The 23,001-nt window shown below is 36.3% G+C and carries 24 protein-coding genes; 14 read left to right on the top strand and 10 right to left on the bottom strand.

Annotation, left to right across the window (positions count from 1 at the left end; all coding sequences use genetic code 11):
- Positions 1-14: 14 nt before the first annotated feature.
- The 3 genes from cysD (at position 15) to OPU68_RS07930 (ending at position 3,704) form a co-directional block, all read left to right on the top strand.
- Complete coding sequence (cysD, locus tag OPU68_RS07940; RefSeq protein WP_498473484.1) at positions 15-923, top strand: sulfate adenylyltransferase subunit CysD; 909 nt, start codon at positions 15-17, stop codon at positions 921-923.
- A 226-nt stretch (positions 924-1,149) separates the two neighbouring features.
- Positions 1,150-2,388 carry a sulfate adenylyltransferase subunit 1 gene (locus OPU68_RS07935; protein ID WP_498473483.1) on the top strand — a complete coding sequence of 413 codons (1,239 nt, stop codon included), beginning with the start codon at positions 1,150-1,152 and terminating at the stop codon, positions 2,386-2,388.
- Positions 2,389-2,405: 17 nt separating this feature from the next.
- A complete protein-coding gene (locus OPU68_RS07930; RefSeq protein ID WP_498473482.1) occupies positions 2,406-3,704 on the top strand; it encodes a TSUP family transporter in 1,299 nt (432 codons plus the stop codon).
- Between the two features lie 15 nt (positions 3,705-3,719).
- Here OPU68_RS07930 and OPU68_RS07925 read toward each other — a convergent pair whose 3' ends face one another.
- From OPU68_RS07925 to OPU68_RS07915, 3 genes are all read right to left on the bottom strand, one after another.
- Complete coding sequence (locus OPU68_RS07925) at positions 3,720-4,235, bottom strand: hypothetical protein (protein WP_498473481.1); 516 nt, start codon at positions 4,233-4,235, stop codon at positions 3,720-3,722.
- An 87-nt stretch (positions 4,236-4,322) separates the two neighbouring features.
- Positions 4,323-6,578 carry a TonB-dependent siderophore receptor gene (locus tag OPU68_RS07920; RefSeq protein ID WP_498473480.1) on the bottom strand — a complete coding sequence of 752 codons (2,256 nt, stop codon included), beginning with the start codon at positions 6,576-6,578 and terminating at the stop codon, positions 4,323-4,325.
- Positions 6,579-6,724: 146 nt separating this feature from the next.
- Entirely contained in the window at positions 6,725-8,617 is a 1,893-nt protein-coding gene (locus tag OPU68_RS07915) for an ABC-F family ATP-binding cassette domain-containing protein (RefSeq protein WP_498473479.1), read from the bottom strand.
- A gap of 222 nt (positions 8,618-8,839) precedes the next feature.
- Between OPU68_RS07915 and OPU68_RS07910 the strand changes: the two genes are divergently transcribed.
- Entirely contained in the window at positions 8,840-9,664 is an 825-nt protein-coding gene (locus OPU68_RS07910) for a carboxypeptidase-like regulatory domain-containing protein (protein ID WP_498473478.1), read from the top strand.
- Positions 9,665-9,704: 40 nt separating this feature from the next.
- Complete coding sequence (locus tag OPU68_RS07905) at positions 9,705-10,487, top strand: alpha/beta fold hydrolase (RefSeq protein ID WP_498473477.1); 783 nt, start codon at positions 9,705-9,707, stop codon at positions 10,485-10,487.
- 5 nt (positions 10,488-10,492) lie between these two features.
- On the opposite strand, the gene OPU68_RS07900 is transcribed toward OPU68_RS07905, so the two are convergent.
- Positions 10,493-11,353, bottom strand: a complete 861-nt coding sequence (locus tag OPU68_RS07900; RefSeq protein WP_498473476.1) for a glycoside hydrolase family 25 protein — start codon at positions 11,351-11,353, stop codon at positions 10,493-10,495.
- 135 nt (positions 11,354-11,488) lie between these two features.
- Between OPU68_RS07900 and OPU68_RS07895 the strand changes: the two genes are divergently transcribed.
- Positions 11,489-11,830, top strand: coding sequence for a hypothetical protein (locus OPU68_RS07895; protein ID WP_498473475.1), 342 nt, complete (start codon positions 11,489-11,491; stop codon positions 11,828-11,830).
- A gap of 149 nt (positions 11,831-11,979) precedes the next feature.
- On the top strand, positions 11,980-12,633 hold the full coding sequence (locus OPU68_RS07890; protein ID WP_498473474.1) for a LolA family protein: 654 nt from the start codon (positions 11,980-11,982) through the stop codon (positions 12,631-12,633).
- A 62-nt stretch (positions 12,634-12,695) separates the two neighbouring features.
- Here the strand turns inward: OPU68_RS07890 and OPU68_RS07885 are convergent, their stop codons facing one another.
- Positions 12,696-13,280: a DUF3109 family protein gene (locus OPU68_RS07885; RefSeq protein WP_498473473.1), complete on the bottom strand. Its 585-nt coding sequence runs from the start codon at positions 13,278-13,280 to the stop codon at positions 12,696-12,698.
- 14 nt (positions 13,281-13,294) lie between these two features.
- Positions 13,295-14,200: a DUF6427 family protein gene (locus tag OPU68_RS07880; RefSeq protein WP_498473472.1), complete on the bottom strand. Its 906-nt coding sequence runs from the start codon at positions 14,198-14,200 to the stop codon at positions 13,295-13,297.
- A 42-nt stretch (positions 14,201-14,242) separates the two neighbouring features.
- Here OPU68_RS07880 and OPU68_RS07875 point away from each other — a divergent pair, with 42 nt between their 5' ends.
- Entirely contained in the window at positions 14,243-14,476 is a 234-nt protein-coding gene (locus OPU68_RS07875; RefSeq protein ID WP_498473471.1) for a hypothetical protein, read from the top strand.
- A gap of 116 nt (positions 14,477-14,592) precedes the next feature.
- Here the strand turns inward: OPU68_RS07875 and OPU68_RS07870 are convergent, their stop codons facing one another.
- The 4 genes from OPU68_RS07870 to OPU68_RS07855 all read right to left on the bottom strand — a co-directional run bounded on the left by OPU68_RS07870 (position 14,593) and on the right by OPU68_RS07855 (position 17,262).
- Positions 14,593-15,036: a universal stress protein gene (locus OPU68_RS07870; RefSeq protein ID WP_498473470.1), complete on the bottom strand. Its 444-nt coding sequence runs from the start codon at positions 15,034-15,036 to the stop codon at positions 14,593-14,595.
- Between the two features lie 69 nt (positions 15,037-15,105).
- Complete coding sequence (locus tag OPU68_RS07865; protein WP_498473469.1) at positions 15,106-15,714, bottom strand: fumarylacetoacetate hydrolase family protein; 609 nt, start codon at positions 15,712-15,714, stop codon at positions 15,106-15,108.
- A gap of 15 nt (positions 15,715-15,729) precedes the next feature.
- The gene (locus OPU68_RS07860) at positions 15,730-16,494 is read right to left on the bottom strand and encodes an exonuclease domain-containing protein (RefSeq protein WP_498473468.1); all 765 of its coding nucleotides are present in this window, start codon (positions 16,492-16,494) and stop codon (positions 15,730-15,732) included.
- Positions 16,495-16,563: 69 nt separating this feature from the next.
- Positions 16,564-17,262, bottom strand: a complete 699-nt coding sequence (locus OPU68_RS07855; protein WP_498473500.1) for a CDP-alcohol phosphatidyltransferase family protein — start codon at positions 17,260-17,262, stop codon at positions 16,564-16,566.
- Between the two features lie 130 nt (positions 17,263-17,392).
- Between OPU68_RS07855 and OPU68_RS07850 the strand changes: the two genes are divergently transcribed.
- The 6 genes from OPU68_RS07850 (at position 17,393) to OPU68_RS07825 (ending at position 22,985) form a co-directional block, all read left to right on the top strand.
- On the top strand, positions 17,393-19,312 hold the full coding sequence (locus OPU68_RS07850) for an LTA synthase family protein (protein WP_498473467.1): 1,920 nt from the start codon (positions 17,393-17,395) through the stop codon (positions 19,310-19,312).
- A gap of 163 nt (positions 19,313-19,475) precedes the next feature.
- Complete coding sequence (locus OPU68_RS07845) at positions 19,476-19,895, top strand: DUF2147 domain-containing protein (protein ID WP_498473466.1); 420 nt, start codon at positions 19,476-19,478, stop codon at positions 19,893-19,895.
- A gap of 122 nt (positions 19,896-20,017) precedes the next feature.
- Positions 20,018-21,001, top strand: coding sequence for a pyruvate dehydrogenase complex E1 component subunit beta (locus tag OPU68_RS07840; protein ID WP_498473465.1), 984 nt, complete (start codon positions 20,018-20,020; stop codon positions 20,999-21,001).
- A gap of 475 nt (positions 21,002-21,476) precedes the next feature.
- On the top strand, positions 21,477-21,674 hold the full coding sequence (gene rpsU, locus OPU68_RS07835; protein WP_028123384.1) for a 30S ribosomal protein S21: 198 nt from the start codon (positions 21,477-21,479) through the stop codon (positions 21,672-21,674).
- Positions 21,675-21,749: 75 nt separating this feature from the next.
- Positions 21,750-22,655 (top strand): tyrosine-type recombinase/integrase, encoded by a 906-nt coding sequence (locus OPU68_RS07830; protein ID WP_498473464.1) that lies wholly within the window; start codon positions 21,750-21,752, stop codon positions 22,653-22,655.
- 39 nt (positions 22,656-22,694) lie between these two features.
- Positions 22,695-22,985 carry an HPF/RaiA family ribosome-associated protein gene (locus OPU68_RS07825; protein ID WP_498473463.1) on the top strand — a complete coding sequence of 97 codons (291 nt, stop codon included), beginning with the start codon at positions 22,695-22,697 and terminating at the stop codon, positions 22,983-22,985.
- Positions 22,986-23,001 lie beyond the last annotated feature (16 nt).

Below are 23,001 nucleotides of genomic sequence, written 5' to 3'. Positions count from 1 at the left end.
TAATAAAAATTAAAATGTCAAAATACCACTTGGATTATCTGGCACAGCTAGAGTCCGAAGCCATCCATATTTTCAGGGAAGTTGCAGGTCAGTTTGAGCGTCCGGCATTACTTTTCAGTGGCGGGAAAGACAGCATTACGCTGGTTCATTTAGCTTTGAAGGCTTTTCGGCCGGGCAAATTTCCGTTTCCATTAGTTCATATCGATACAGGTCATAATTTTCCTGAAGTTTTGGAATATCGAGACAAACTTGCTGAACAAATTGGTGAGAAACTCATCGTAAGAAAAGTAGAAGATACCATCAAAGAAAAAGGTTTGACGGAACCTAAAGGTAAATTGCCAAGTAGAAATGCACTTCAAACTTTTACACTATTGGATACGGTGGAAGAATTCGAATTCGATTGTTGCATTGGCGGTGGAAGAAGGGACGAGGAAAAAGCAAGAGCTAAGGAAAGGATTTTTTCCGTGCGTGATGATTTCGGACAATGGGATCCAAAACTTCAGCGTCCCGAACTTTGGAATACCTACAACGGAAAAATCCACAAAGGCGAGCAGGTTAGAGCTTTCCCTATCAGCAACTGGACAGAATTAGACGTGTGGAATTACATCCTGAAAGAAAATATTCAACTTCCATCGATTTATTTTTCTCACGAAAGAGAAGTCCTCAATTTCGACAGCCAGTTTATCGCCATGAACGAGTTTGTAAGTCTCGACGAAAGTGACATAGTGACTACAGAAAAAGTCCGCTATAGAACCGTTGGCGATATGACTTGCACCGCAGCCGTTTTGTCAGAAGCAGCCAATCTGGAAGAGGTAATTGCCGAAATAATCACCACCAAAACCAGCGAAAGAGGCGAAACAAGAATAGACGACAGAACCTCCGAGGCCGCTATGGAAGACCGTAAAAAAGCGGGTTACTTTTAACTTGTCATCCTGAGCTTGCCGAAGGATCTTAGAGAAAATTAGGAGCCGGGAACCTGCTGTCCACTATATCTTTTTTGTTTTTTTTGAACGTTTGTATTTCTGATTAGCATTAAATAAAAAAAAACAAAAAAGGATGCCGTTCCCATCAGGGCTATGGAGCAATTCAAAGAAAAATATAGTTGATAAAAAAACTATCGACTATCAACCAACAACTGACAACTAAAAAATGGATATATTAAGATTTATAACCGCCGGAAGTGTAGACGATGGAAAAAGTACACTCATAGGCAGATTATTATACGACAGCAAAAACATCCTCATAGATCAGATGGAAGCCGTAGAACGCGCCAGCAAATTCCGGAATGACGGAAGTCTGGATTTGGCTTTACTTACAGATGGTCTGCGCGCAGAACGCGAGCAGGGCATCACCATCGATGTTGCTTATAAATATTTTTCAACGCCGAAACGGAAGTTCATCATCGCAGATGCGCCCGGTCACGTGCAATACACCAGAAATATGATTACAGGCGCCAGCAATGCGGCTTTGATTATTATTTTGATCGACGCCAGAAACGGAATCATAGAACAGACAAAGCGCCACTCCATCATCGCATCTTTGCTTAATATACCGAATGTTGTAGTAGCAATTAACAAGCTTGATCTTGTAAATTACTCGGAAAAGATATTTAATAATATCAAAGAAGAATATTCAAAGATGGCAGATCAGCTTTCTTTGAACAACGTAGTTTTTATCCCAATCAGCGCTTTAGATGGCGATAATATTGTGGACAGATCAGAAAATTTATCTTGGTACGAAGGCAAAACCTTGCTGGATTATCTGGAAACCGTGGAGCTGAAAAATACGGTCAATCTAGACAAAGCAAGATTCCCTGTGCAGTACGTAATTCGGCCGCAAACTGAGGAATTGCATGACTACCGTGGATACGCCGGTAAAATTACCAGTGGGATTTATAAAGTTGGAGATTCTGTGACCGTTTTACCATACGGCACAGAAAGCAAAATCTCCGCGATAGAAGTAGATCAGGAAAAAGTAGAAGAAGCGTTCGCACCTCAGAGTGTCATTTTACATTTGGAAGATAATGTTGACATAAGCCGTGGTGATTTAATCGTAAAATCCGATGACCTTCCAAAAATGGAGCAGGAATTGGAAGTTCTTGTTTGCTGGATGGGCGACAAACCGCTGAAAACTGGTTCCAAATATCTGATTCAGAATAATACGACTCAAGTGAAAGCAGTTGTAAAAGAAATCGAATATAAACTGGATGTCAATTCATTAGAAAAGCAAGATGTGGAACAGGTTTCTCTCAACGAAATCGTTAAACTGAAACTCAAAACTGCAAAACCTTTCGCTTATGATTCTTACAAAGATCTGGCGACAAATGGCGGGATTATTTTCATAGATGAAACCAGTTTTGTAACTGTTGGCGCGGGCTTGATTCAGTAATTTTTTAATCTGATAGTTTGAAATCAAAAATCTCTTTACCTATTTTCATTAATGCTTCCAACAACAGAATTCTAATTGTCGGCGGCGGAAAGACAGCAGCAGAAAACCTGAATGATATTCTTCAAAATATCACAGATTCCAATATTACATTGATTTCTTCATTTATTTCTGAGGATCTTCAGATCCTGCTCAACGAAAATGAATCTGTAAATTTTATTGAAAGAAATTTTATCCCGGAAGATTTTTCAGAGGCTGATTTGGTCATCATAGCCACCGAAAATCCAAGCATAGATCAGGAAATAGTATCAATTCTGAAAGAGAACAAGAAACTTTATTTCCTTCCAAATCAGCCATCAGAAAGTACATTTTTTTTGACTAATGTCGGTACAGTAGAAAATACGGATGATTCTTATCTCCCATTGATTAATGGAGAAAAAAAATGGCGCCGAATTGCCACTGTATTTTTTCTGGCTTTTGTCCTTCTGCTGATTGGTAATATTGTCTCATTTTACATTGGTTTCAAAGATTTGGAAATTGCTTATGCCTATCTGAATGCCAACACGGATGAGCGATTTTTCTGGCTCTTTGTGGTAGGTTTTTTGGCACAATTAATAGATGGTGCACTGGGAATGGGCTACGGTGTAACTTGTACGGCGGCACTTTTATATATCGGGATTCCGTTGCCCGCAATCAGCAGCAGTATCCACACAGCCGAGATGTTTTCCAGTGGCGCATCGGGTTTCAGTCATTACAAATTCGGGAATATCAATAAAAAATTATTCAAAAATATTTTGATTCCGGGCGTTCTGGGGGCAATTTTGGGTGCTTTGCTATTGTCTTATTTAGGAGAGAAATATGCCGGAATTATCAAACCAATTCTCGCCCTCTACACATTCATCCTTGGAATTAGAATTTTACTTAATGCCTTCAAGAAGAACAAAATCCGTAAAAAAACCAAAAGAGTAGGCTGGCTGGCTGGAGCTGGTGGATTCCTGGATTCCTTCGGCGGCGGCGGCTGGGGACCATTGGTAACATCAACTTTGATTTCGAAAGGAAAAACGCCGCGTTACGTCATCGGAACAGTTAGTTTAACCGAGTTCTTCGTTACCTTCGCCAGCGCATTGACATTCTTTTCAGTAATCGGAATCAGCCATTGGCAATTGATTGCCGGATTGATTCTGGGAGGTGTTTTAGCTGCACCAATCGCCGCAAGATTAGCCGGTAAATTACCTTTGAAAGTCATGTTCATTGGCGTAGGGTCAATTGTAATTATCTGGAGCTTGAATGTTCTTTTGAAAACTTTCCATTTGATTTAATAAGAATTAAATCCTTTACAAAAACGTCAAAAGCAAAGCTATTACAATCCCAATCGCAGTAAAAACCATTCCTCGTCTAAACACTTTTGATTTTGGAGGAAACATCCAAAAACTGGAAATAACAAAGAAGAACAGACAGATTCCGAAGAATGCATTAAGAGGGGACAACGTATCTTTAGACTGCGCTTTGTGAAGTTTTGTCATTTTGTCCAGTACAAATGGTAATTCTTTCTTTGTGTATTTTGCTTCTCCCGTAGCAGAGTTATAAGTTCCACCTTTGAAGTACATCAAACCATTTTCCGTCTTTTCAACTTCGAAGTTTTTCATTTTGATTTCCTTTCCCAAAGCTTTTTCAGAAAGATTTTTTTCAAAAGTTTTTTCGTAGCTTTTTTCCTTTTTCAGAAAGTCTGTGTCTCTGTAGATCAGCAAAACACCGCTTACAGAATAGATGATCATCACCCCAGCCATCAGATATCCCAGATAGCGGTGCACGATTCTCATAAAGCTTCTTGTATTTTTGATTTTGTCCATAGTTGTAGTTTATTTTATATTAAAAGTGGAAACTGCAAATTTGCAACTTCCACTTTGATTGAAAAAATAATTTAATAATATTTAATTTTAAAGTTTGTAAGTCAGTGTGAAATAGTAGTTGCGTGGCATAATCGGATTTACTGAGTAGTTTTCGTGAACATTATAATTTAGAACATTGAATGCATTAGCTAATTTCCCTTGGATCAGTAATTTTTTGAATTGATAACCTAAGCTGAAATCAATCTGTGTAAAGCCAGTCATTGGGATTAGTCTATCTGTTTTTTGATTACCATTTGCATCCTTCAAGTTATTCCATCCACCATAACGATTGCCGGTATAGAATGCAGTAGCGCCAATTTTAAGACCTTTAACATATTTATCAAAAGTGTAGAAAACTGAAGCATTAGCTGTATTCATCGGTGTTCTTACAATTCTCTCTCCTTCAATAAAACTTCCGTCTGTATTTGGAGTTTCAAGGTAGGTCATATGATTATAAGAATATCCTGCTATAACAGAAAGATTTTGTAAAGGATTACCGGTGATGTCTAATTCTACACCACGGCTTCGTGTTTTACCTGTAAGTTCTTTGATATTGGTATCGGTATTCACTTGTCCTGCGCTGTTGAAAGCCGCCATCTGTGCAAGGTTGCTGTTGTCAATTTGGTATGCTGTGGCATTAAACGCTAAAGTATTTGAAAACAGATTTTTTTTGAAACCCAACTCCCATTGGTCTACAATTGATGGGTCCAAGGATTTACCACTCACATCGTTCCCTGTATTTGGAACAAATGAATTGGTGTAACTAGCAAAGGTCATAAAGCTTTCTGTCCACTCGTAAACTAATCCAACTCTTGGTGAGAATGCATTTTTACTAAGTTTACCAGCTGTTGACATCTTACTGAAATTTTGTACATCAAATTGATAATTGGTTTTTAAAACCGCTATATTTTCTAAATAGGACCATCTGATTCCAGCCAGCAATTTGAATTTTTCTGTGATTGAAACCAAATCCTGAAGATACACGCCAACTCTTCTTGTTGGTGTTCTTGTTAAACTTTGCTTAGCTGTTTCTGGTTGGTAACCTGAGGCCCAAGTAGATTCGTCGCTTAAGAGAATATTTCCGCTGGTATTATTTCCATTTGTTCCGTAAGTGAGAGCACCATTATTCCAGCTTCCGTTTTGTCTTTGTAGAAAATAAGTGTAATTATCAGACTGCAGATAGTCTGCATCTGCACCAAAAAGTAGCTTATGTTTAATTTGCCCAGTCTTGAATTCTCCGTTTAAGTTGGCTTGCAAAGAACCGTAGTTTTGCTCGTTGTAAGTCTTGGTCAGACTTCTGTTCCAGAGATAAGAGCCATTATTTTGAAGATTCCATTGCATTCTTTCATTACCAAAAAAATCTTTTGTGTAATTCTGATAGGAACCAACAAAATTCAAATTCCAGAGGGTGTTGATTTGATGATTTAACGTGATCGTGCTTGTTGCCATTTGTGCATTCTGATACTGAAAATCAACGCCAGCATTTTTACGAATTTCCAGTAAATCATTAATCACCGACCTGGAAGTTTTTGTGTCCAGAACCAATGTTCCAATTCCAAAATCTGGTGTAAAATAATTTTTCAAATAGTCACCCTCAACGATTAATTGCGTTTTGTCTGAGATATTAAAAAGAAAACTTGGGTTGAAGTAGTATTTTTGAGAAGTTATATTATCACGGAAACTGCCTTTATCTTCAAAAGCACCATTCACACGAAATGCCGAACTTTTTGAAAGTCCATCGTAGAAGTCAAGAGCTACTTTATAATTATCCCAGCTTCCTGCACTCAAGGCAATGCTTCCTCCTTGATAAAACAATGGTTTTTTGGTAATCATATTGATGATTCCACCAGGGGCTACATTTCCATAAAGGATGGCTGCGCCGCCCTTTAAAACTTCCACTCTTTCCATTCCCGAAACTTCAGGAAAAATACCACTGTTGATACGGGCACCGTTTTTATAAATATTCTCATTACCAAAAGTATAACCTCTTGCACCGAAACTGTCTTGCGAACCACCTCTTGCGGAAGTAATATACATCCCGTTGACGTTTCTTACGACATCCGATAATTGTTGTGCTTGTTGTTGCTCGATGATTTCGTGTGTCACGATAGCAGTGGCCTGCGGATTTTCCATCACATCAAGGTTAGACTTGGTTGTGAATGTTTTTGCCTTGTTTGGATTTCCTGCTTTATGAAGCCTAACATCTTCTATCGTTCTTACATTAAGAGAATCTGATTTCTTTTCCTGAGCGAAATAAAGTGTTGAGAAGGAAATAAGTCCTAGTGCAAATAGCTGCTTCTTCATTGTAGTTTATTTAGAATAGTTAAAAACTGGCGCAAAAGTATAACAAATGTTAATGTTTTGCAATCTTATTTTAATCTATTCTAAATTAAACTTTAATTCCATTGTAATAAGATGATTTATAGATAATTAATTGTATATGACTTAAATCATTCCTGAAGTTCTAGCCAGCGAAGTTCAAAGTTTTCTAGCTTCTCAGATATGTTTTCCAATTCAGCAGAGAATTTTGCAATCTTTTCGTAATCGGTTTCGTTGTTTAGTTCATCAAGAATTTTAGCGCGTTGTGCTTCCAGTTTTGGCATTTCTTTCTCGATGGTTTCCAGCTCGTGTTGCTCTTTGAATGATAATTTTTTCTTAGCGGGCTGATTTATTGCAACTGGAGCAGCAACAGTTTCTTTTGGAGCTTCAATTTTTTCAACTTTCGCAGGTTCTGCCTTCGGATTTTTCTCTTCGTTTTTCAGATTCTCTCTGTATTCGGAGAAGTTCCCGACAAATTCCTTTATTTTCCCTTCACCTTCAAATGCCAGAACATGATCCACAATTCTGTCCATAAAATAACGGTCGTGAGAAACGATAATTAAACTTCCCTGAAAATTCTGAAGGAAATTCTCAAGAACCGTCAAAGTCGGTAAGTCCAAATCATTCGTAGGCTCATCAAAAATCAGGAAATTCGGATTTTGATAAAGAATGTACATCAGGTGCAAACGGCGTTTTTCTCCGCCCGAAAGTTTCGAAATCGGCGAATATTGCGTCTGGTCATCAAACAGGAATAATCTTAAAAACTGGGAAGCCGAGATGGTTTTTCCATTAGCTAAAGGAAAATTCTCACCAATTTCTTTGATGAAATCAATCACGCGTTCGTCTTCTTTGTATTGAAGTCCTTTTTGAGCAAAATAGCCGAATTTAATTGTTTCTCCGGTTTCAATCTCTCCGGAATCTTTTGCCTCAAAACCTTGAATAATGTTCAGCAGAGTCGATTTTCCAGCACCATTTTTTCCAACAATTCCCACTTTTTCACCTCTTTGAAATTGATAGGAGAAATCTTTAAACAACACTTTTTCGCCGTAACTTTTATTGATGTCTCGAAGTTCAAGGATTTTGTTCCCCAATCTTTTCATTTCAAAATCCAACGCCAGCGTTTCTTTTCTCGTATCGGTTTTCGCTATTTTTTCAGTTTCGTAGAAGTCATCCTGACGTGATTTTGATTTCGTGGTTCTCGCTTTCGGCTGTCTTCTCATCCACTCCAATTCCTTTCTGTAAAGGTTATTGGCTTTGTCAATCGTCGAATTCAAATTGTCTTCTCGAATCATTTTATTTTCAAGATAAGTGGCGTAGCTTCCGTTGTGGAGATAGAGATTGCCGTCTTCCATTTCCCAAATCTTGTCGCAAACTGCATCCAGGAAATATCGGTCGTGCGTCACAAGAAGCAACGTAATTTTAGCTTTACTCAAATAATTTTCCAGCCATTCTACCATTTCCACGTCCAAGTGGTTGGTCGGCTCATCCATTATTAAAAGCGTGTGGCGGTGTTCCGCACGGGTTTCTGTCAGAAGTTTTGCCAACGCAATTCTTTTGATTTGTCCACCGGAAAGTGTTCCCATTTTTGCCGATAAATCTGTGATTTTAAGTTGAGAAAGAATCTGCTCCATCTCGTTTTCAAGATCCCACGCTTTATGGATTTCCATTTCAGCCAGAGCCGTTTCCATATCATCCGGATTCTCCGAAGTCAAGGCGTGATGGTATTTTTTTAAAGCTAAAATTGGTGCAGAATCCAAAGTCATCATAAATTCTTCGACAGAAAGTTTCGGATCAAAATCAATTTCCTGATCGAATAAAACAACCTGAATATCTTTATTAATCACCACTTCGCCGCTGTCCGCAATTTCTTTTCCCATCAGGATTTTCAAAAGCGTAGATTTTCCGCTTCCATTTTTGGCAACGATGGCAATTTTGTCGCCTTCATTTACGTGGAAGGTAATATTTTTGAACAAAACTTTGACGCCGTAAGATTTGCTAAGATTTTCTGCAGAAACGTAATTCATTAGTTATAGATGATAATTGATAATAAATAAAGATTTGCAAAAATAAGGATTTGAAAATCGAAAACGGTATTAAACTGAATTAATAACAGCATCTTGAACAGCATTGATATACTGCATCAAGTAAAATATTCTGAAAATTTTAACGAAAAGCAAAATTGATTTAACCTTTCTTTGAGATAATTGACAAAGGAAATTTCAGAAGTTTGCATCAAATTAAACTCTATGAAAAAACTCAACTTTCTTGTTGCACTATTTATTTGCATCATTTCTCACGCTCAATTGATTTCCGGAACTGTTTTGTCCAAAGATGATAACAAGCCTATTCCTTATGCCAAAATTGGAATTCTGAATAGCAATTATGGTGTTCAGGCGGATGAAAATGGAAAATTCCAGATTCAATTGGAGAAGGTTAGCAAAGACAAAGAGCTGATTGTTGTCGTTGGAGGATACAAACAGTTCAGAAGTACGGTGGAAGAATTTGTCAAAAACAATCCTCACAATATCTATTTGTATGAAAAGGTAACGAATATTCAGGAAGTAGTGATGACACCTCAAAATTACAAAGAGAAAAATATCGGTGTCAACAGCAAATCCAAATCAATGATGTTCACACCAAATATGGAGAAAGGTAATTCTGTTGTGGAGGAAACTGCAGTGGAATTCAGTTCCAATAAGCGGTTGAAAATCAATAAAATCAATATGAATTTTTCCAGATTCGAATCTACGTCGCCCATCAAAGTTCGTTATACGATTTATGATGAAAAAGATGGAAAACCGAATAATCTTATTTTAGAAAATGATATTATAGCCACGATTGGAAAAGAGAATTTGAAGGATTCTACATTTTCTCTGGATGTGAGCAAAGAATCGATTTGGCTAGATGGCAAATTCTTTGTGGGTATTCAGTTCATCGGGCAATCCAACGGGAAAGTAGCTTTGAGTGGCGCTTTGTTCAGGTCAGGTTATTACCGTTCCTTCTATGGAAACTGGGAAAAAATTGGAATGGCCGCACCGGCTATCAATATTGATGTGAAAGTGAAAAAGTAGTTTGATTTATGATTACATTTGAGAAATCAATCACTTCAAAATGAAAAAAATAGTCGCCTTAATAGTTCTGTTTGCATCAATGCTTTCTTTTGCTCAAGTTTATGATTTTGGTAAAAACAAAAAAGTTGGAAAAACACTTCATTTGAAAGATGCAGATATTTATTATGAAGTTTATGGCAAAGGAAAACCTTTGTTTCTACTTCACGGAAATGGTGGAAGTATTGATGCTTTTACCAAAGAAATCCCGGAACTTTCCAAGCATTTTCAAGTGATTGCAATGGATACAAGAGCACAGGGTAAAAGCACGGACACTTCCAAAGAACCTTTGACCTACATTAAATTTGCTGATGATGTAAAAGCTTTGGCGGATGAATTGAAATTAAAAAAGATCAATATTCTAGGCTGGAGCGACGGCGGAAATACGGCCATTGAATTTGCGATTAAATATCCAAAAAATATCAATAAAATCATCACAAGCGGTGCCAATGTTTTCCCAAATGGAGTCGGCGAAAGTGAAGTGGAAAATATGAAAAAAGACGCCTTAAAAATGAAGGCCGATAATAGACCGGAAAGGGATATTCGTTTACTTCAACTGATGATTGATGAGCCGAAAATTACAAAACAACAACTTAATAATATCAAAGCAAAAGTCTTCATTCTTGCAGGAGAAAATGATTTGATACTTCGTTTTCATACAGAATATATTGCGAAAGAAATCCCGAATTCTAAACTGAAAATCTACAAAGGTGCATCACACGGCGTTCCGATAGAAAGGGCAGAGGAACTGAGCAAAGACGTGATTGAGTTTGTTAATAAGAATTAATTCATTTAATCAATCGTCAGCATTTTCAAACTCCAAAGATTTCCATTGTAAATATCAAGATCAACTTTAGTATTGATACCGTATACAATGCCGTTTTCCGAAAATTGCCAAAACTGAAATTCATCATCTGGCGAAGGCGTTGGAACATCATTATAATTGGCAAGCCAAAGCGGATAATCATCAAACTCGCCTTTCAGATAGTCTTTGTAAAAGTGATAATAGGTATAAATGATTGGCTTCTCTCCGTAAGTTTCCTCCATTATTTTGATCCAGACTTTGAGATCTGAAATTAATTGTTCTTTCGATTTTTTTCTCGGATTCTTTTCGATGTCGAGGATTGGAGGCAGATCTCCGGATTCTAATTTGGCAACGGAAAGAAAGGAATTGGCCTGCATTACAGGATCTTCGTCTGGGCGGTAGAAGTGATAGGCACCGCGGATCAAGTTGTGGTGTTTTGCTGTTTCCCAGAAATGATCAAAATTCTTGTCCAGTTTTCGGTTGCCCATACTTGCTCGCAGAACTACGAATTTTAAAGGAATTGTCCGGTTACCAATACTGAGGCTGTCCCACTGGATGTCTTCTTTTCTTTGGTAATGGGAAATATCGAAACCAAAAGTCTGGTTGGAGTATAGCCCTACAATCTTATCAATTCTTGCAGTTTCTTTTTCTGAGTTTGTGAGGGTCTTATGCTCAAAATGTTTTCCTAAATAATATGAAAAATAATAGTTGATCTTTTGTCTGAGGTAAAAGCCTACTCCCAGCAAAGACACACCAAGAATGATCAAAAGAATCCAGCGTTTCTTTATGAAAATTTTTTTCCTTTTCTGATGTATTTTTTTCTTTGCAGCCTGGTTTGCCTTTGTCATACGTTTTGCAAAAATATTGTTTTTCCTAATCGAAAAAAAACAAGATATATTTATTTTCAGAAATTAGAATAGGGTTTATTTCTTTTGGCTTGCTTTATGCTAATATCATAAGATAAATTTAAAATATATAAAAAGATGAAAAAGAAAATCTTATCACTAGCAGCAGTTGCATTTGTATCTATCACAATGAGCGCTCAAACTGTAAAACAGGAAGTTAAACAAGATGCAAAAGCTGTAGGAACTGCAGTTGAAAATGGTGCGCAGGCTACCGGAGAAGGCGTAAAAGATGGCGCAGAATGGGTAGGTGATAAAGCTGAAAAAGGTGCAAAAGCTACCAAAAAAGGTGTTAAAAAAGGTGCAAAATGGACTGGCAAAACAGCCAAGAAAGGTGCAAAAGCAGTTGAGAAAACAGCTGTGAAAGGTGCTGATGCGGTAAGCGATACCTATAAAGATGTAAAGGAAGATATTAAAAAATAGTACTGATCTTGTAATGAAGGCTTCAAAAATTTGAAGCCTTTTTTGTAACTTTTTGGAATTAATGGTAACTAACAATTAGAAAATATTTCGGGAAAGAAATATTTTGTTTTGGAAATTAACTAATTTCGTTCAGGAAAAATTTAAAAAATATGAAAAGAATTATTTTGACATTTGCACTTTCTCTAATGATGATTGCAAATATGTCTGCTCAGGCAGTGCCAACAGCAAAACAGATTATTGATAATTATGTGACTGCTCTGGGAGGGAAACAGAAATTAGAATCTGTAAAAACACTCTCTATGAAAAATACCATCAGTGTGATGGGAATGGATATGGAAGGAAAAACAGTGAAAAAGGACAACAAATTCAAGTCAAGCCAGACGATGATGGGACAGGAAATGGTTCAGGTTTTTGACGGAGAGAAGGGTTATGCCAATCAAATGGGACAAAAAGTGGATTTTCCTGCGGATCAGGTTACAAAGCTGAAAACAGCGAAACTGATGGACGCTTTGGGGATGGATCCTGCAAAAGTAAAAACAGTGGAGAAAAAACAGATTGATGGAAAAGATTTCTATCTGCTTTCTTCAGACGATTCCAAATCTTACTTTGATGTGAAAACAGGATTGCTCTACAAAACTGAAAATGAAAAAGGCAATATGACCATTAGTAAATATGCAGATATAGACGGGATCAAATTTGTTGAAGAGATGACTATTGATGCGGCAGGACAAAATATCAAAATTAAAAACTCTGATATCAAAATCAATCAGCCGGTTTCTGATGATGAGTTTAAAATTAATTAATCTCACTTCTTAAAAATAAAAAAGAGAATCCAAATCTGGGTTCTCTTTTTTTGTGATCTTTTTTAAGAATTGTATTCTTTTTCCCATTCCTCGGCAGCTTCGCAGAGGGTTTTATAGAAGTCTTCTCCGTATTTCCGGATGAGTGGTTCTTTCAGGAACTGGTAGATTCTCACTTGCAGTTCTTTCCCCAGCGTGCAGGCATCATCGCAGATTTCCCATTCGTGATAATTCATTGCAACGAAAGTTTTATAATCATTCACACGGATAGGATAGAGGTGGCAGGAAATAGGCTTTTTCCAGTCTACAACACCATCTTCATAAGCTTTTTCGATGCCGCATTTGGTTGTCCCTTTTTCATCAAAGATAACGTAGGCACACTCACTCCCGTTTACCAAAGTGGTTACATAACCACCGTCGTAAGGATCCACAACCCAAGCTCCCTGTTCCTCGATGGCTTTTACGCCTTCCGGTCTTAAGTAAGATTTTATTTTAGGGAAAATTTCTTCCAGAATTGGTAATTCGTCTTTGTCAAGAGGAGCACCGGTATCGCCGTCTACACAGCAGACACCTTTGCATTTGGTAAGGTTGCAGACGAAGCTTTCTGCAAAAATATCTTCGGAAATCAGTTTGTCATCTATCTGAATCATGCTTTAGTCATTATTTAATATTGTGCAAAATTAGCAATTTTAAATGCGGTAAGTGTAAAGGCAATTATCCAAAGCCCTAATTCCTGCATCCAGTATTTAGGAAGAAAACGCAGCATTCTGCTGATAATGATACTTACGGGCAAAGCTAAAAGCAATAAAAATTCGTAATTTTTCCCCATATAGAAACTAATTGTAATTAGCTGTGCAAGGGAAAAAACTAGGACAAAAGTATATTTGTACCTGCTTATTGGGCTTTTCTCATTATAATGTTTGAAATGATCAGAAATTGAATAGATGATCATCAAAATAATTGGAGTAAGAATGTACAACGGGTAATAAGATTTCAACCTTTCAAATGAGCTGGAGAACGGGAAATAGGAACTGTCCCAAGTTGTGTAATGAATGAGATACATCACTCCGAAATAACTCAGAACAATTAATATTGCGCCAAACAAAAGTCGAAACATATTGAGTCCGACTCTTCCCGACGTTCCGATAATATGGAAAATCACAAAAACCGCCATCGGCCAGCTTGGTGGGAAAACCAAAAAGGTAAATGCCAGTATAGCGCCAACCAGCATAAAGGAACTTTTCCTGAGCTGATCATTTTGACTGGTTAAGATCAGTAGCAAAATGGAACTCATCAAAAAAGTAACTCCCAGACCCAGATCAATAGTCCCATCATAAAATGAAACCACAAAAAGAGTATACAAAAATAGCGGAAGATGAGAAAACTGATTTAGAGCAATCGCATTGAATAAAAAATATCCCAAACTGATTCCGGTAAACGTAATTATGGTGGAAATCAGATCTATATTTCTGAAATCTAATAAATTAAGTGAAAGAAAAATCACAAACAAAAATCCAATGTAAGCCGGAACAGAAAAAATATTGCTTTCTTTTGAAAGTAATCGAAACATTTTTTATAAATTTGTGCAAAGTTAATTTAAAAAAAGAAAAATATGACATCTTTCTGGTTAGCATTAAGTGCAGCTTTCAAATGGTCTTTCGGATTTTACAGACTCTTCGGCAATGTTCTGAATTGGGTGTTGTTCCTTGTTGCAACTGGTTTTTTCTGCTACTGGTGCTATATTTTGGTTGTGACACTTGGCGCTCAAAAAGACAAAGATTATGTCTCTCCTACGGAAGGTAAAAATCCATATTACGATCCGAAAATTTATAAAAACGAAGGTTAAATAAATTGATTATATAATAAAAAACCCGCAATTAGTTAATAATTGCGGGTTCTTTTATTTTTAAATCTTTTGTTGAATCCTGATTCTTCCGTCTTGATTCTTTTATCTCAAAGTTTTTATTCTTCATCGTGGCAAGGAACAACCAGAACCGGAATCTTAGACTTCTTGGTGATTTCCTTGGTCAAACTTCCAATGAAAACATCATAAACGCCGCTTCTTCCGTGTGATCCAACTACAATATAGTCTGCATTTTGAGAATCAGCAAATTCTAAAATTGTATCACCAGCAATGCCTTGTTTCAAAATATGATTACAAGTTACACCGTGAGCAACAACTCTTTCCTGTAGTTTATTAAGTTCTTTTAATTCGTATTTAATTTCATTTTCTTCAACTTCCGGAAAATATTGGAAACCCATATCACCAATTACGAAACCGATATCTGTCGCCGCAACGTGTATCAAATAGATTTCAGCATTGATCTCTTTTGCAAAATTAATAGCATAATCTACCAATTTATTTGAACTGTCGGAAAAATCTACGGGTAATATTATTTTTTTCATAATCAAAGTTTATAATTAAAGAAGAGCAAAAATGTAGCCATTGTTAAATTTTTTTACCTGATAAATAATCTATTGGATTTTTAATGAAAACAATTTTTTATCTTCCAGATAAGCTTCAAGCAAATCATCCTCAGAAACTTTCCCAACCCCTTTTGGTGTGCCGGTAAAAATCAAATCACCCACTCGCAAAGTGAAATATTGGGAAGCAAAGGCAATAATGTCATCCGGACTGAAAATCATTTCGTTCGTATTTCCACCCTGAACTTTCTCATTATTTTTAATTAATGAAAAATTAAGATTCTGCAAATCATAATGATCTTTTGATACAAAATCCGAAACTACAGCTGAACCGTCAAAACCTTTTGCCAATTCCCAAGGCAACCCTTTGTTTTTTAGTTTTGTTTGAAGATCTCTTGCGGTGAAGTCTAATCCCAAACCAATCTCATCATAATGGTTTCCGGCATTTTCTTTTTGAATATACTTCCCACCTTTTGAGATTTTCAAAACCACTTCCAATTCATAATGGATGTCATCAGAAAATTCAGGAATGTAGAAATCTGAACCTTTTTTCAAAATTGCGGTGTCAGGTTTCATAAAGACCACTGGGTCTTCCGGAATATCATTTCCCAATTCTTTGGCGTGCTCGCCGTAATTTCTTCCTACGCAGATTATTTTCATAATGTTAATTTTAAATTAAAATCTAGATTTCAACTGAATTTTAGTAAAAATCTTTTTGGTGTAAAGCGGAAAATCAGCGCCTTGTAGCCAACCGTAGTACCCAATATCTTTCTGAAAAACTTCCTTCACAACTTGACCTTTATATTTTCCGAAGGCAAAAATTTCCTGGTCTTTTTCATTGAAATGAATCATTCCGGCCAAATCCGCAAACTTGCTGTGGAAAGAGAACTCGCTCAAGCCAGCAATTTCATTGGGTAAATCTTCGTAATGTCCAACTTGCGCATCCAAAACTTCGAAAGTTGCCAAAACATCAGCTTCTGCAGAATGCGCATTTTCCAAAGTTTTTTCACAATAGAAATTGTATGCGGCAGAAAGATTTCTCGGTTCCATTTTGTGATAAATCGTCTGTGCATCTACCAATTTGAACTTGCTCAAATCAAAATCCAAACCCGCACGCAAAAGTTCTTCGGCCAAAAGTGGCACATCAAAACGATTGGAATTGAAACCTCCCAAATCAGCTCCGGAAATCATTTCCAAAATTTTCGGAGCAATGTCTTTGAAAGTTGGTGAGTTTACGACGTCTTCATCATAGATTCCGTGGATGGCGGAGGATTCTTTTGGGATGGACATTTCCGGATTCACTTTCCAGGTCTTGCTTTCTCGTGATGCGTCCGGATTTACTTTCAGGATGCAAATTTCTACAATTCTGTCTTTTCCGATGTTGGTTCCCGTCGTTTCCAAATCGAAAACGCAAAGTGGTTTATATAGTTTTAGGTTCATTATTTTATAATTGATAAATGATTGTTGATAAATGATTATTACATCCAACATCTAAATTTCGTCTTCCAACTATTTCAATTGTTTTTGAAATATTAATGAAATCAAAATGTAATAAATGATAATTAAAGGAATTCCGACTGTTTTGAAAATTAATAAAATCAAAATTCCGCCAATCAGCAAAGCCAGTTTTGGATAATTATCTTTTAATTGTTTTGACTTGAATTTCATTGCAATCATCTTGATTGGACTGATTAAAAGCCAGGAAGAAACCACTGTTAAAATCAATAAGTAGATTTCATTTTCAAAAAGAAAACTAAAAGCGCCAGTTTCTTTGAAAGCATAAAACAACCCGAAAATCAAAATCGTGTTGCTCGGTGTATTCAAACCTTTGAAATAATATTTCTGATCATCATCCAAATTGAAAATCGCCAATCTGAGGCAGGAGAAAATGGTAATTACAAATCCAAGATAATAGTACCAAGGGAAATCTGCAGAATTATTACCAATTAAAGCTACAAACATTGTAATCCCAGGCAAAAATCCGAAACTTACCATATCTGCCAAAGAGTCCAATTGTCCGCCCAAATTACTGCTGGAATTCAAAGCTCTTGCAATAAATCCGTCGAAAAAATCGAGAACCAATGAGATAATCATACAAATCGCTGTAGTTTGATAGTCGCCGGAAATGAGATGAACAATCCCGACGCAACCCGAGAAAAGATTCCCTAAAGTAAATGCATTGGCAAGGTTGTTTTTGATGAAATTCATATCACAAAAATAGGGAATTTGTTGGATGATGGATGATGGATGATGGAAGTTTTTCTTGACTGCTTTTCCAGTTAGTGAAAAAACTTCTATCATCAGACTTCTGACTTCCAACTTTTCATAATTTTGCAAAATGAAGAATTTGAGAGGGCAGGAAGTTTTTGCTTTGATTTACAGACTTTTTTTGGTGTTTTTCTTTTATCAGATTGCTAGATTCTTGTTTTGGTTCTTCAATCAGGAATTGATAAAAGTAGATGGAATTTTTGAATATTTCAAGCTTTCTTATTACGGAACTGCGTTTGACACGACTGCGATTTTATACGTGAATTCTATTTTTATTTTATTAAGTATTATTCCGATCGTCATTAATACAAAAAAAAGCTATCAGAAATTTCTCTTTTTCTGGTACTTCATCACAAACGGAATCACTTACGCTTTCAACTTTGGCGATATTATTTATTACAGATTCAGCCAAGCGAGATTGACTTCTGCAGCATTTTCCGTAGCGAAGAATGAAAGTAACATCGGCAAAGTATTTTTTAATGCCGTTTTGCAGAATCCGTTCGTTTTAATTTCTTTCATTTTAATGATGGTTTTGTGGATTTTCCTTTACAAAAAAGTGAAGGTGGAAGAGGAAAAACCAAAGAACTTAATCAAATATTTTGTTTCATCTATTGTGATTTTATGTGTGACAACGCTTTTGGTAGTTGGCGGAATCCGTGGCGATTTTAAACATTCCACAAGACCAATAAATTTGGTTGATGCCAACAAACACGTTAGTAATCCGCTTCAAGGAAACTTAGTTCTGAATAGCGTTTTCTCATTTTTCAGAACCATTAATACCAACAATTTCAAGCTCGTTCATTTTGTGGATGAAAAATTCATTGAGAAAGAAATTGAACCTTATAAATTATATGAAAGGGAAGTGGAAGAGAAACCAAATGTTGTGATTTTTATTACGGAAAGTTTCGGGAAAGAATATTCCGGGGCGTTTAACAGAAATACTGAGATTAAGGATTTTGTTTCCTACACACTATTTTTGGATAGCTTATCGAATGAAAGTTTAATTTTTACTAATGCGTTTGCGAACGGCAGACAATCCATTCACGGGATGAGCTCGGTTCTTGCAGGAATCCCAAGTCTGACAGATGCTTTTACGAGTTCGCCTTATTCCAATCAGAAAATACAATCCATCGTTTCGGTTTGTAATGATATGGGCTATGATACGAGTTTTTATCACGGTGCACCAAATGGGTCGATGGGATTTCAGGGTTTCGGTAATATTTTAGGTTTCAAACATTATTACGGAAAAACGGAATATAATAATGATAAAGATTTTGATGGAATGTGGGCAATTTGGGACGAGCCATTTTTCCAGTATTTTGCAAAAAATATTGGTAAGAAACAACCTTTTATGTCAACAATGTTCTCTGCTTCGTCTCACGATCCTTTCAAAGTTCCGGAGCAATATCAGAATAAGTTCAAATCCGGACCATTGCAAATCCACGTTCCAATCCAATACACAGATTATGCGTTGAAGCAATTCTTCGAAACTGCAAGTAAGCAACCTTGGTATCAGAACACGATTTTTGTGATTACGGCAGATCATACCAATCAAATCTATTATGAGGAATATCAAAAAGTGATGAACAGATTCGCAATTCCACTTCTGTTTTTCTCGCCCAATCCAAAATATAATTTGAAAGGCGTGGATGACAGATTTGCGCAACAAATCGATATTTATCCAACTTTAGCAGATCTTATTGGTTATAATAAAAAGATTAGAAGTTGGGGCAGAAGTTTGGTTTCAAACCAGGATAAAGATTATATGATTATTCATTCAGACGCCATTAATGAGCAGATGATCATCGGAAATTATATTTATATCTTCGATGGAAAGTCTGTGACAGGAATTTATGACAAATCTGATTTAGCTTTATCAAAAAATTTAATTAGTAAAAATCTTAATCCGGAACAAAAGCTTGGCATCGAAAAAACAAAAGCTTGGTATCAGGATTATATGGATCGTGTGATCAATAGAAAACTGTATTAAATAACGGTGTTTAATATTTAAAATTTCTGTGAATCTGCATTATTTATGCTCTGGATAGCAAATAATTCTTGTTTGTTTAAAATTAATTTATATTTTTATCAATATTAATTTAACGTTAACAACGCAAGCTCATCAAACAACAAACAAACTAAAAATAAAATAAATGAAAAAGTTATTATTATCATTTGCCTTATTATTCATCGGCGTTCTTTCATTCGCTCAGATCGAAGGAAAATGGAAAACCATCGATGATGAAACAGGAAAAGCAAAATCCATCGTAGAGATCTGGAAAAAACCAGATGGTAAATATTATGGAAAAATTTCCCAGTTGCTTGCAAAACCGGAAAATGCAAATTGTGTGGCATGTAAAGATGACCGCAAGAACAAACCATTAATTGGCTTAGAAATTATCCGTGGTCTGAAAAAAGATGGCGACGAGTTTACAGATGGAACTATTACAGATCCTAAAAAAGGCAAAACTTATAAGTGTACCATCACAAGATCAGGAGATAAGCTGAATGTAAGGGGCTATTTGGGAATTTCTTTGTTAGGCAGAGATCAGACTTGGCTTAAAGTTGACTAATCACTTTATGATAAATGACAGGCTTCCATCAGGAAGCCTTTTTTGTTATGCAGATAATAAAAAAATTAATACTTTTGTATTTCGAAATTTAACAAAGAACATTTTCATAATTAATTATCATAATGAAAGAATATACATTTCGTGAAGTAATTGCTCAGGCTATGAGCGAAGAAATGCGTAAAGACGAATCCATTTTTCTTGTAGGAGAAGAAGTTGCAGAATACAATGGAGCGTACAAAGCTTCCAAAGGTATGCTGGACGAGTTTGGAGAAAAAAGAATCATAGATGCACCAATTGCAGAACTTGGTTTTACAGGAATCGCTGTAGGCGCTGCAATGAATGGGAATCGTCCGATTGTAGAATATATGACTTTCAATTTCTCTTTGGTTGCGATTGATCAGATCATCAACAACGCTGCGAAAATGTACCAAATGACTGGTGGACAATGGAATATCCCCATCGTTTTCCGTGGTCCTACAGGTTCAGCAGGTCAGTTGGGAGCAACGCACTCTCAGGCTTTCGAAAGCTGGTACGCCAACTGTCCGGGTCTTAAAGTGATCATTCCTTCCAATCCTTACGATGCAAAAGGACTTTTGAAATCTGCGATCCAGGACAATGATCCAGTTATCTTTATGGAGTCTGAGCAGATGTATGGTGACAAAATGGAAATTCCAGAAGAAGAATATTACATCCCGATTGGAAAAGCAGACATCAAGAAAGAAGGAAAAGATGTGACTTTGGTTTCTTGGGGTAAAATTATGAAAGTAGCTTTGCAAGCTGCAGAAGATTTGGAAAAAGAAGGGATTTCTGTAGAAGTGATCGACCTTAGAACGATCCGTCCTTTGGATTACGACACCATTCTTGAGTCTGTTAAGAAAACCAATAGATTGGTAATTCTTGAAGAATCTTGGCCATTTGCAAGCATCTCAACCGAGATCACTTATATGGTTCAGCAGAAAGCGTTCGACTATTTGGATGCGCCGATCAAGAGAATTACGACACCAGATGCATCAGCGCCATATTCAGCGCCATTGTTTGCAGAGTGGTTCCCGAAAGTGGAAAAAGTAAAAGAAGAGATCAAAAACGCTCTTTACATCAAAGCATAAAACAAAACTCCCGGATTCATTCGGGAGTTTTTTATTTGATATAATATTTTAGGAGCTGTTTCCCGCTTTCCGCTGCAATCTTTTTTGCAGACAATTGTCCTCTAGGTTGAACCGGATTCCGTGCAAAAAAGGATTTCCACTGCAATCGGGGCTAGGGATTTGGTCATCCAATCAATAAGACAAATAAAACACAAGATTGTCATTCCGTAGGAAACCTAACAAAATGGTTCGGTAAAATCAATCTAGGTTGTCGGGATTCTTACGCAATGGAAAACTAACTTTGACTTATTTCTTTGATGAGTTTTACGTCTTTGCGAACCTTAAAATATTTTCAATAATATCAAAAAATCTTTCCGGTCTTGCATTTATTATTATTTTTATAAAGTAGTGAGTTAATTTTCTTAAAATAAGACATAAAAAATTTGCGAATTAATAAATAATTCATATTTTTGCAATCCAAAATGAGATGTAATATATGTTAATAATTCCAGTAAAAGACGGAGAGTCTATCGACAGAGCTTTAAAAAAGTATAAGAGAAAATTTGATAAAACAAGAGTTGTAAGAGAACTTAGATCAAGACAACAATTTATCAAGCCTTCTGTAACTTTGAGACAATCAAAACTTAAAGCAGCTTACAAACAAAGAAACGCAAGCATCGAAGAACAAGCTTAAGTTCTTTTTTGCAAAACATAAGAAAAATCACTTTCAAATTTCTATATTTGGAAGTGATTTTGCATTTATAGACCTATGATAGAAAGATTCCTGGATTACATCGCAGTAGAAAAAAGATATTCTCCACACACGCTTACCAATTACAAAAAAGATCTCTCAGACTTTTCAGCTTTCGTTTTGAAAACAGAAGCCACTGAAGATGTCGTTCATGTTCACAAAAAAGTAATCAAAAACTTTATAGTAGAACTCAGCAATTCAGGACTTAGCAAAAGAAGCATCAATAGAAAGCTTTCATCACTTCGCAGTTTCTATATGTTTATGCTCCGTTTAGAAGAGATCAAGGTCTCGCCAATGGAAACTATAGATTCGCTCAAATTCTACGCAGAAAAGCGCATTCCGTTCTCTGTGGAAGAAATGGACACTATGAAGACAGAAGTAGAGGAGAAGGGGCAAATGACGCTTCTGGAGAAACTCATCATAGAAACGCTCTACCAAACAGGAATCAGAAAAGCAGAACTCTGCAATCTCCTGCTGAATAACGTCGATTTTTCGAAAAAAGAAATCTTGGTCATCGGAAAAGGAAACAAAGCCAGAATCATCCCAATTGCGGACGAATTGCTTTCCGATTATCAGACGTATCTTGCTACAAGACTTCCAGATTCCGAAAACCAGCAATATTTTTTCATTAATAAAAAAGGAAAAAAACTGGGCGAAAAGTTTGTTTATGTAGTCGTTAATCGGTACTTTAGTAATGTCACTTCTAAGCAAAAAAAGAGTCCGCACATCCTGAGGCATACCTTTGCTACTCACATTCTTAACGAGGGTGCAGAGATATCGAAGGTTCAGAAATTACTGGGACATTCCAGTTTAGCAAGCACGCAAGTATATACAAGTGCGAATATAGAGAAACTGAAAGAGGTTTATAAAAACGCACACCCAAGAGAGCAAAATAAAACTGATAAAAAAGATAATATGGAATGATTTTTACATTTTATTGTTTAACCATTTAAAAAAGACGTTATGAAAATTACAATTCAGACTGCAGGTGTAACACCGCACGAACCATTAAAAGAAAGAATTGAAAAAAAATTAGGCAAGCTGGAGACTTTTTATGATAAGATTGTAGAGGCGACAGTTTACCTTAAAGTTGAAAATACTACTGAAAAGCTAAATAAAACGACAGAGCTTGTTGTGAAAGTTCCCGGTGACGATATTGTCGTAAAAAAGACATGTGCTACTTTTGAGGAAAGTTTAGACGAATCTGTTGATACAGCTAAGAAACTGTTAATCAAGAAAAAAGAATTAGCTTAAAAAAATAATTAAAAAA

Source organism: Chryseobacterium sp. TB1-D10 (assembly GCF_059803555.1).
Note: the sequence above shows the minus strand (reverse complement) of the source record. Positions and strands in the feature narration are given on the sequence as shown.

What these genes read in the sequence shown, in the direction of transcription:
- OPU68_RS07845 (WP_498473466.1), top strand. Translation starts at nt 19,476, where the DNA reads ATGAAAAAGTTATTATTATCATTTGCCTTATTATTCATCGGCGTTCTT.
- OPU68_RS07885 (WP_498473473.1), bottom strand. Translation starts at nt 13,280, where the DNA reads ATGATTCAGATAGATGACAAACTGATTTCCGAAGATATTTTTGCAGAA.
- OPU68_RS07905 (WP_498473477.1), top strand. Translation starts at nt 9,705, where the DNA reads ATGAAAAAAATAGTCGCCTTAATAGTTCTGTTTGCATCAATGCTTTCT.
- OPU68_RS07880 (WP_498473472.1), bottom strand. Translation starts at nt 14,200, where the DNA reads ATGTTTCGATTACTTTCAAAAGAAAGCAATATTTTTTCTGTTCCGGCT.
- OPU68_RS07890 (WP_498473474.1), top strand. Translation starts at nt 11,980, where the DNA reads ATGAAAAGAATTATTTTGACATTTGCACTTTCTCTAATGATGATTGCA.
- OPU68_RS07875 (WP_498473471.1), top strand. Translation starts at nt 14,243, where the DNA reads ATGACATCTTTCTGGTTAGCATTAAGTGCAGCTTTCAAATGGTCTTTC.
- OPU68_RS07850 (WP_498473467.1), top strand. Translation starts at nt 17,393, where the DNA reads ATGAAGAATTTGAGAGGGCAGGAAGTTTTTGCTTTGATTTACAGACTT.
- OPU68_RS07855 (WP_498473500.1), bottom strand. Translation starts at nt 17,262, where the DNA reads ATGAATTTCATCAAAAACAACCTTGCCAATGCATTTACTTTAGGGAAT.
- OPU68_RS07865 (WP_498473469.1), bottom strand. Translation starts at nt 15,714, where the DNA reads ATGAAAATAATCTGCGTAGGAAGAAATTACGGCGAGCACGCCAAAGAA.
- OPU68_RS07870 (WP_498473470.1), bottom strand. Translation starts at nt 15,036, where the DNA reads ATGAAAAAAATAATATTACCCGTAGATTTTTCCGACAGTTCAAATAAA.
- OPU68_RS07860 (WP_498473468.1), bottom strand. Translation starts at nt 16,494, where the DNA reads ATGAACCTAAAACTATATAAACCACTTTGCGTTTTCGATTTGGAAACG.
- OPU68_RS07925 (WP_498473481.1), bottom strand. Translation starts at nt 4,235, where the DNA reads ATGGACAAAATCAAAAATACAAGAAGCTTTATGAGAATCGTGCACCGC.
- OPU68_RS07840 (WP_498473465.1), top strand. Translation starts at nt 20,018, where the DNA reads ATGAAAGAATATACATTTCGTGAAGTAATTGCTCAGGCTATGAGCGAA.
- OPU68_RS07910 (WP_498473478.1), top strand. Translation starts at nt 8,840, where the DNA reads ATGAAAAAACTCAACTTTCTTGTTGCACTATTTATTTGCATCATTTCT.
- OPU68_RS07920 (WP_498473480.1), bottom strand. Translation starts at nt 6,578, where the DNA reads ATGAAGAAGCAGCTATTTGCACTAGGACTTATTTCCTTCTCAACACTT.
- rpsU (WP_028123384.1), top strand. Translation starts at nt 21,477, where the DNA reads ATGTTAATAATTCCAGTAAAAGACGGAGAGTCTATCGACAGAGCTTTA.
- OPU68_RS07915 (WP_498473479.1), bottom strand. Translation starts at nt 8,617, where the DNA reads ATGAATTACGTTTCTGCAGAAAATCTTAGCAAATCTTACGGCGTCAAA.
- OPU68_RS07895 (WP_498473475.1), top strand. Translation starts at nt 11,489, where the DNA reads ATGAAAAAGAAAATCTTATCACTAGCAGCAGTTGCATTTGTATCTATC.
- OPU68_RS07900 (WP_498473476.1), bottom strand. Translation starts at nt 11,353, where the DNA reads ATGACAAAGGCAAACCAGGCTGCAAAGAAAAAAATACATCAGAAAAGG.
- OPU68_RS07830 (WP_498473464.1), top strand. Translation starts at nt 21,750, where the DNA reads ATGATAGAAAGATTCCTGGATTACATCGCAGTAGAAAAAAGATATTCT.
- cysD (WP_498473484.1), top strand. Translation starts at nt 15, where the DNA reads ATGTCAAAATACCACTTGGATTATCTGGCACAGCTAGAGTCCGAAGCC.
- OPU68_RS07935 (WP_498473483.1), top strand. Translation starts at nt 1,150, where the DNA reads ATGGATATATTAAGATTTATAACCGCCGGAAGTGTAGACGATGGAAAA.
- OPU68_RS07825 (WP_498473463.1), top strand. Translation starts at nt 22,695, where the DNA reads ATGAAAATTACAATTCAGACTGCAGGTGTAACACCGCACGAACCATTA.